Source organism: Streptomyces sp. S3(2020), assembly GCF_013044505.1.
Taxonomy (GTDB): domain Bacteria; phylum Actinomycetota; class Actinomycetes; order Streptomycetales; family Streptomycetaceae; genus Streptomyces.
Genome location: NZ_JABERD010000126.1, coordinates 21,768 through 28,892 on the forward strand (window position 1 = coordinate 21,768; position 7,125 = coordinate 28,892).

8 protein-coding genes are annotated in these 7,125 nt (G+C 71.5%); 6 read left to right on the top strand and 2 right to left on the bottom strand.

Features of this window, described 5'->3' with window-relative positions:
* Window positions 1–27 precede the first annotated feature (27 nt).
* The 5 genes from aroH to der all read left to right on the top strand — a co-directional run bounded on the left by aroH (window position 28) and on the right by der (window position 4,459).
* On the top strand, window positions 28–390 hold the full coding sequence (gene aroH / locus HLK59_RS31960; RefSeq protein WP_046256736.1) for a chorismate mutase: 363 nt from the start codon (window positions 28–30) through the stop codon (window positions 388–390).
* Entirely contained in the window at window positions 387–1,472 is a 1,086-nt protein-coding gene (locus tag HLK59_RS31965) for a prephenate dehydrogenase (protein ID WP_171145053.1), read from the top strand. The genes aroH and HLK59_RS31965 overlap by 4 nt, the downstream gene beginning before the upstream one ends.
* 86 nt (window positions 1,473–1,558) lie before the next feature.
* Window positions 1,559–2,245 (top strand): (d)CMP kinase, encoded by a 687-nt coding sequence (gene cmk / locus HLK59_RS31970; RefSeq protein WP_171145054.1) that lies wholly within the window; start codon window positions 1,559–1,561, stop codon window positions 2,243–2,245.
* 68 nt (window positions 2,246–2,313) lie between these two features.
* Window positions 2,314–2,901, top strand: coding sequence for a lysophospholipid acyltransferase family protein (locus HLK59_RS31975; RefSeq protein WP_206327845.1), 588 nt, complete (start codon window positions 2,314–2,316; stop codon window positions 2,899–2,901).
* Window positions 2,902–2,980: 79 nt separating this feature from the next.
* Complete coding sequence (gene der / locus HLK59_RS31980) at window positions 2,981–4,459, top strand: ribosome biogenesis GTPase Der (RefSeq protein WP_171145056.1); 1,479 nt, start codon at window positions 2,981–2,983, stop codon at window positions 4,457–4,459.
* A 66-nt stretch (window positions 4,460–4,525) separates the two neighbouring features.
* On the opposite strand, the gene HLK59_RS31985 is transcribed toward der, so the two are convergent.
* The gene (locus HLK59_RS31985) at window positions 4,526–4,915 is read right to left on the bottom strand and encodes a hypothetical protein (protein ID WP_171145057.1); all 390 of its coding nucleotides are present in this window, start codon (window positions 4,913–4,915) and stop codon (window positions 4,526–4,528) included.
* Window positions 4,916–4,998: 83 nt separating this feature from the next.
* A complete protein-coding gene (locus HLK59_RS31990; RefSeq protein WP_171145058.1) occupies window positions 4,999–5,781 on the bottom strand; it encodes a hypothetical protein in 783 nt (260 codons plus the stop codon).
* Between the two features lie 386 nt (window positions 5,782–6,167).
* On the opposite strand from HLK59_RS31990, the gene HLK59_RS31995 reads away from it, so the two are divergent.
* Entirely contained in the window at window positions 6,168–6,806 is a 639-nt protein-coding gene (locus tag HLK59_RS31995; RefSeq protein ID WP_171145059.1) for a transglycosylase family protein, read from the top strand.
* The last annotated feature ends 319 nt before the right edge of the window (window positions 6,807–7,125 follow it).

A 7,125-nucleotide genomic window follows, 5' to 3' on the forward strand; every position in this document is an offset into this window, starting at 1 on the left:
AGCCGTACATCAGCGAGGAGCAGAGCCGTGGCGGTACGAGCGGTCCGGGGCGCCGTCCAACTCGAACGGGACGAAGCCGGTCACATGGACGAGCAGGTCGGAGCGCTGCTCACCGCCGTCCTGGAGCGGAACGACCTCACCGCGGACGACCTGATCAGCATCTGGTTCACGGCCACGCCGGATCTGCACAGCGACTTCCCGGCGGCCGCCGCCCGCAAGCTCGGCATCGTGGACGTCCCGCTGATCTGCGCCCAGGAGCTCGACATAGAGGGCGCCATGCCCCGCGTCGTGCGGATCCTCGCGCACATAGAGTCCGACCGGTCCCGTACCGAGATCAACCACGTCTACCTGGGCACCGCGGCCGCCCTGCGCAAGGACATCGCCCAGTGAGAACCGCACTCGTCATCGGCACCGGTCTCATCGGCACCTCCGCCGCGCTGGCCCTGGCCAAGCGGGGAGTCACCGTCCACCTGGCCGATCACGACCCCGAGCAGGCCCGCACCGCGGCCGCGCTCGGCGCCGGCACCTTCGAGGAGCCCGAGGGGCCCGTCGACCTCGCGATCGTCGCCGCCCCGCCCGCCCATGTGGCCGCGGTGCTCGCCGACGCCATGCGCCGGGGCGTGGCCCGCGGCTACATCGACGTGGCCAGCGTCAAGGGCGGACCGCGCCGCGAGCTGGAGGCGCTCGGCCTCGACCTGGCCTCGTACATCGGCACGCACCCCATGTCAGGGCGTGAGAAGTCCGGCCCGCTGGCCGCGACCGGCGACCTCTTCGAGGGCCGCCCCTGGGTGCTGACGCCGACCCGGGACACCGACACCGAGGTGCTGAACCTCGCCCTGGAACTGGTCTCGCACTGCCGTGCCGTACCGGTCGTGATGGACGCCGACGCCCACGACCGCGCCGTCGCGCTCGTCTCCCACATGCCCCACCTGGTGTCGAGCATGGTCGCCGCCCGGCTGGAGAACGCCGAGGAGGCCGCCGTACGACTGTGCGGCCAGGGCATCCGTGACGTGACCCGGATCGCCGCGTCCGACCCCCGGATGTGGATCGACATCCTCTCCGCGAACCCGGGTCCGGTCGCCGACCTGCTCACCGACGTCGCCGCCGACCTGGAGGAGACGGTGCAGGCACTGCGTGCCCTCCAGTCCTCCGACGAGGCCAAGCGCGGTGCGGGCGCCACCGGCATCGAGGACGTGCTGCGCCGCGGGAACGCCGGCCAGGTGCGGGTACCCGGCAAGCACGGTTCGGCGCCGCGGACGTACGAGGTCGTGGTCGTCCTCATCGACGACCAGCCCGGACAGCTCGGCCGCATCTTCGCCGACGCGGGACGGGCCGGGGTCAACATCGAGGACGTGCGCATCGAGCACGCGACCGGACAGCAGACCGGTCTGATGCAGCTGATGGTGGAGCCGCAGGCGGCGCCCGTGCTGACGGCGGCGTTGCGGGAGCGGGGCTGGAGCATCCGCCAGTAAAGAGGCCGTCGGCGAGCCAGTACCCTTGTGCGGGGCCCTCGCGCGCCCCGCATCCCCGCCACACCGCACCAGGAAGGTGTCCTCCCGTGGAAAACGGCGCCGCCCAGCCCGTGATCGTCGCCATCGACGGTCCCTCCGGCACCGGCAAGTCGAGCACGTCGAAGGCCGTCGCGGCGCAGCTCGGTCTGAGCTACCTGGACACCGGCGCCCAGTACCGGGCGATCACGTGGTGGATGGTGACCAACGGGATCGACATCGAGGACCCGACCGCGATCGCCGCCGTGGCGGGCAAGCCCGAGATCGTCTCCGGCGACGACCCGGCCGACCCGACGATCACCGTCGACGGCGTCGACGTCGCCGGCCCGATCCGCACCCAGGAGGTCACCTCCCAGGTCAGCGCGGTGAGCGCGGTGCCGGAGGTGCGGGCGCGGATCACCGAGCTGCAGCGCTCGATCGCCGCCTCGGCGGAGCGGGGCATCGTCGTCGAGGGCCGTGACATCGGGACGACCGTGCTGCCCGACGCCGACCTCAAGATCTTCCTCACCGCCTCCCCGGAGGCGCGTGCCGCCCGCCGCAGCGGTGAGCTGAAGGGCGCCGACGTCAACGCCACCCGCGAGGCCCTGGTCAAGCGGGACGCGGCCGACTCCAGCCGTAAGACCTCGCCGCTCGCCAAGGCCCACGACGCGGTCGAGGTGGACACCACCGAGCTCACGCTGGCCCAGGTCATCGAGTGTGTCGTCACCCTCGTCGAGGAGAAGCGGGCCGGGAAGTGAGCCGCCCCGCGCACCAGGCGCCCTCGGAGCGGGGTGCCGAGGTCGGGCGGCGCATCGGCGTCGGCCTGATGTACGGGCTGTGGAAGCCGCGTGTGCTGGGCGCCTGGAAGGTGCCCGCGACCGGCCCGGTGATCTTCGCCGTCAACCACTCCCACGCCGTCGACGGCCCCATGGTCATGGGTGTCGCGCCCCGGCCGACGCACTTCCTGATCAAGAAGGAGGCGTTCGTCGGCCCGCTCGACCCGTTCCTGCTCGGCATCGGACAGGTCAAGGTCGACCGGTCGGGCACCGACCGTACGGCCATCACCCAGGCTCTGGACGTGCTCTCGGCCGGCGGTGTCCTCGGGATCTTCCCGGAGGGCACCCGGGGTGAGGGCGACTTCGCCGCGCTGCGCGCCGGGCTCGCGTACTTCGCCGTCCGCAGCGGCGCCGCGATCGTCCCGGTCGCCGTGCTGGGAAGTTCCGAGCGGCGCGGAAGGTTGGTAAAGGCGCTGCCTCCGTTGCGCAGCCGTGTCGACGTGGTCTTCGGTGACCCGTTCGAGGCGGGCGACGGCAGCGGGCGGCGTACCCGCAAGGCGCTCGACGAGGCGACCGAGCGCATCCAGAAGCAGCTCACCGCGCACCTGGAAAACGCCAGGCGCCTGACCGGGCGCTGAGCGACACTAAGTAGTGGATCAATCCGGAGAAACCGGGTGGTCCACCGATCACCACGATGAACGACGAGGTACGGACTTCATGAACGACCACATCCACTCCGACGGCTCGGGCGAGCAGCACGACCACGGAGCGCTTGGCGATGCCGAGTACGCGGACTTCATGGAGCTCGCCGCGGAGGAGGGCTTCGACGTCGAGGACGTCGAGGGCGCGATCGAGGAGGCCGGTCACGGGCCGCTGCCCGTGCTCGCCGTCGTAGGCCGCCCGAACGTCGGCAAGTCGACACTCGTCAACCGCATCATCGGGCGGCGCGAGGCCGTCGTCGAGGACAAGCCGGGCGTCACCCGTGACCGCGTGACCTACGAGGCCGAGTGGGCGGGCCGCCGCTTCAAGGTCGTCGACACCGGCGGCTGGGAGCAGGACGTCCTCGGTATCGACGCCTCCGTGGCCGCCCAGGCCGAGTACGCGATCGAGGCCGCCGACGCCGTCGTGTTCGTCGTCGACGCCAAGGTCGGCGCGACCGACACCGACGAGGCGGTCGTACGGCTGCTACGCAAGGCCGGCAAGCCCGTGGTCCTGGCCGCCAACAAGGTCGACGGGCAGAGCGGCGAGTCCGACGCGGCCTATCTGTGGGCCCTCGGCCTCGGCGAGCCGCACCCCATCTCCGCGCTGCACGGCCGTGGCACCGGCGACATGCTGGACGCCGTCCTGGAGGCCCTGCCGGAGGCGCCCGCGCAGACCTTCGGCACCGCGGTGGGCGGCCCGCGCCGGATCGCCCTCATCGGCCGCCCGAACGTCGGCAAGTCCTCGCTGCTGAACAAGGTGGCCAACGAGGAGCGGGTCGTCGTCAACGAGATCGCGGGCACCACCCGTGACCCGGTCGACGAGCTCATCGAACTCGGCGGTGTCATCTGGAAGTTCGTCGACACGGCGGGCATCCGCAAGCGCGTCCACCTCCAGCAGGGCGCCGACTACTACGCCTCGCTGCGCACCGCGGCCGCCGTCGAGAAGGCCGAGGTGGCGGTCATCCTGATCGACTGCTCCGAGTCCATCTCGGTGCAGGACCAGCGCATCGTGACGATGGCCGTGGAGGCCGGACGCGCGATCGTCGTCGCCTACAACAAGTGGGACACCCTCGACGAGGAGCGCCGCTACTACCTGGAGCGGGAGATCGAGACCGAGCTCGGCCAGGTCGCCTGGGCGCCCCGGGTCAACGTCTCGGCGCGCACCGGCCGGCACATGGAGAAGCTGGTCCCCGCGATCGAGACCGCCCTGGCCGGCTGGGAGACCCGGGTTCCGACGGGCCGACTGAACGCCTTCCTCGGTGAACTGGTCGCCGCCCACCCGCACCCGATCCGCGGCGGCAAGCAGCCCCGCATCCTCTTCGGCACCCAGGCCGGCACCAAGCCCCCGCGGTTCGTCCTGTTCGCCTCCGGCTTCATCGAGGCGGGCTACCGCCGCTTCATCGAGCGCCGGCTGCGCGAGGAGTTCGGCTTCGAGGGCACCCCGATCCATATCTCGGTGCGGGTGCGCGAGAAGCGCGGCGCCAAGAAGAAGTAAGCACGCGAACGCGGGAGGGGCGGCCCCGATCAGGGGCCGCCCCTCCCGCCGCGTTTCTTGCTGTGTTCAGAACCCGCGGCGCTGGCCGGGCGGCAGCGCCGGCACATGCTGCACCATCGTGCCGTGCTGCCCGATCTGCCCGACGCGCTGCCACTGCGACTGCTGCTGTCCGACGCGGGCACTGTGCGCGCCCGCGCTGTAGGCGCTGTACGAGCTGCTGAACGACCCCGGCCGGTGGCCGCCGTACAACTCCTGCGGAAGGCTCCCGAACGCGGTGAACCCCAGCTCCTCCTCGCCACTGCGGTCACCCGGCAGCGAGCGGAACGACTTGACGTACTCGGCGTAGAGCGCGTCGTAGATCGGCGTGGCCGATGGGCCGCTCAGCGGGTCCGGGGTCGATCGCGAGGACGGGATCGCCTGGTAGGACTGGCGGCGGGGAACGTCGTAGGTGTGCACGTATGTCCAAACGACACCGGGCAGCATGAGATGCGGTCGGGGGAACGCCCTTTAGGGGCACAACCCCCGCCCGCCAGACGTCCTCAGGTCCCCGCGAGAGGCAGCGCGGAGGCGACCAGCTTCCCGTTCGCCGCGGCCTTGTCGATCGCGTCCCGCAGCAGGTCCTCACGCGGCTGACGCCCGATGGACCCCACCGGCGCCGCGAACATCAGGACCTGCTGGTGCTTGTTCGCGGCGGCCCGCCAGCTCTCCGTGACCTGGAGCGGCTGATGCGCCTGCCACCACGCGACCGGCTGCCCACCGGTCGGACCCGGCTGAAGGACCGCGTGCAGCTGGCCCATCGCCAACAGCACCGACCAGCCGTGCAGCACCGGCGGCACCTCCGTCAGCTGCGTCACCGGCATGAACCCCTGCTCGATGAGGAGCGGCAGGAAGTCGTCGCCGACGTCGGTCGCGCCGGGGCGCACGATGGGCGCCGTCGGTTCGACCACGAGCGCCGGGTGCAACTCCCCGGCGATCAGCACGAGTCCGCTGGTGACGCCGAGCACCGCCTGCTCGGGTACGACCTTGTCGGAGTTCACGTCGAGACGGTCGCCGCTGATGGAGCGCACGGCTCCCTGGAGCTGCTCCTCGGTGACCTGGACGATCTGCGAGGGCAGACACGTGGCGTGGGCGAAGGCGAGGACGGCGGTCTCGTCGCCGATGAACAGGACGGTGCTGGTGCGCTCCGCTTCGGAGTCGCCCGGGGTGCGGCAGGACGTGCAGTCGTAACTGCCGGGGGCGTTCTCTCCGGCGAGCAGCCGGTCGGCCTCATCGTCGCCGATCTCGGCGCGAACCTCGTCGCTGACGTCGAGCATGCGCGGCACGGGTGACTCCCTCAGGAAGCGGTGCCCGGGTGGGTCCCGGGCTCATGAAGAAGACAACGGGCGATCTGTGGCGGGAGTCACGCTCCAGGGCGAACGGAATCGAACCATCCGACGCACAGGGTCACGCCCGGTCCGGAATCCGGCACTCAACGTCAATTCCTAGGAAATCCAAGGAAGTTGGTCGCGTGAGGTGAGTCACAGATCGTCAGAGCGGCTGGTCGACAAATCAGGAAATCCACCAATGAAGTGGGTGGCCGAAAAAAGTTGATACCTGCGGTAACGGTGAACTGGCCTGGAGTGACAAGGAATTGGTTGATACCGGGCGGTCACCCTCCCTAGATTCCTCGGCCGTGTGCAACGAGCACCGTCCTTCGAGAGGGAGTCACATGTCCGAATGTGCCGATACCACTCGCGACAATGTTCGTAAGACGCGTACGACGGCGGTTCTCGCCGGGGCGGCCCTGCTCGCCCCTCTCGGACTGCTGGCCGCGACCGGCAACGCCGCGGCGGCGGACGGCGGGGTGTGGGACCGCATCGCCCGGTGCGAGAGCGGCGGCGACTGGCACATCAACACCGGCAACGGCTACTACGGCGGCCTGCAGTTCTCCGCGTCCACCTGGCGCGCGTACGGCGGTGGCGCCTACGCGGCGACGGCGGACAGGGCGAGCAAATCCCAGCAGATCGCCGTGGCCACCAAGGTCCAGCGCGCCCAGGGGTGGGGCGCGTGGCCCACCTGCTCCGCCCGGGCCGGGGCGTACGGCAGCGCCCCCTCGGTCTCCTCCGGCCCGGCCACCGCTGGGTCTTCATCGGATGCCCCCTCCGAGCCGTCGAAGGCGCCGGCACGTTCCCGGAGCCACACGGACCGCAGCGCGTCCCGTGGCGACTACACCGTCCGCAAGGGCGACACGCTGAGCGGCATCGCCGCCCGGCACGGGACCACCTGGCAGCGGATCCACGCCGCCAACAAGGCCGTCATCGGCGACGATCCCGACCTGATCGTGCCCGGGCAGCGACTCGAACTCTGAGGAGCTCCCCCCTCCCGGGCACGGAGCCCCGCCCGGCCGGTCCGCCGACCGGGTGGGGCCCCCGACAGCTTCCGCCGCGTCTCGACGGCGGCCCGCGACGCCCTGCCTAGCGTGGGCCGCTCTACCACCGGCCCATAAAGCGCCCCCTCGCCGCCCCCTGTCTGCTCCCCACAGCCGCGCCCGCCCCGCCGCGCGCGGCCCCCCCGCCCCCGGCCCCCGCGCCCTCCCCCCACCCCGGGCCGAACACACCCGCCCCCACCGGATGCCCCTGGCCCCTGGCGCCCCCGACCCGCACCCGCAGGCGCAAGGACGCCGACAC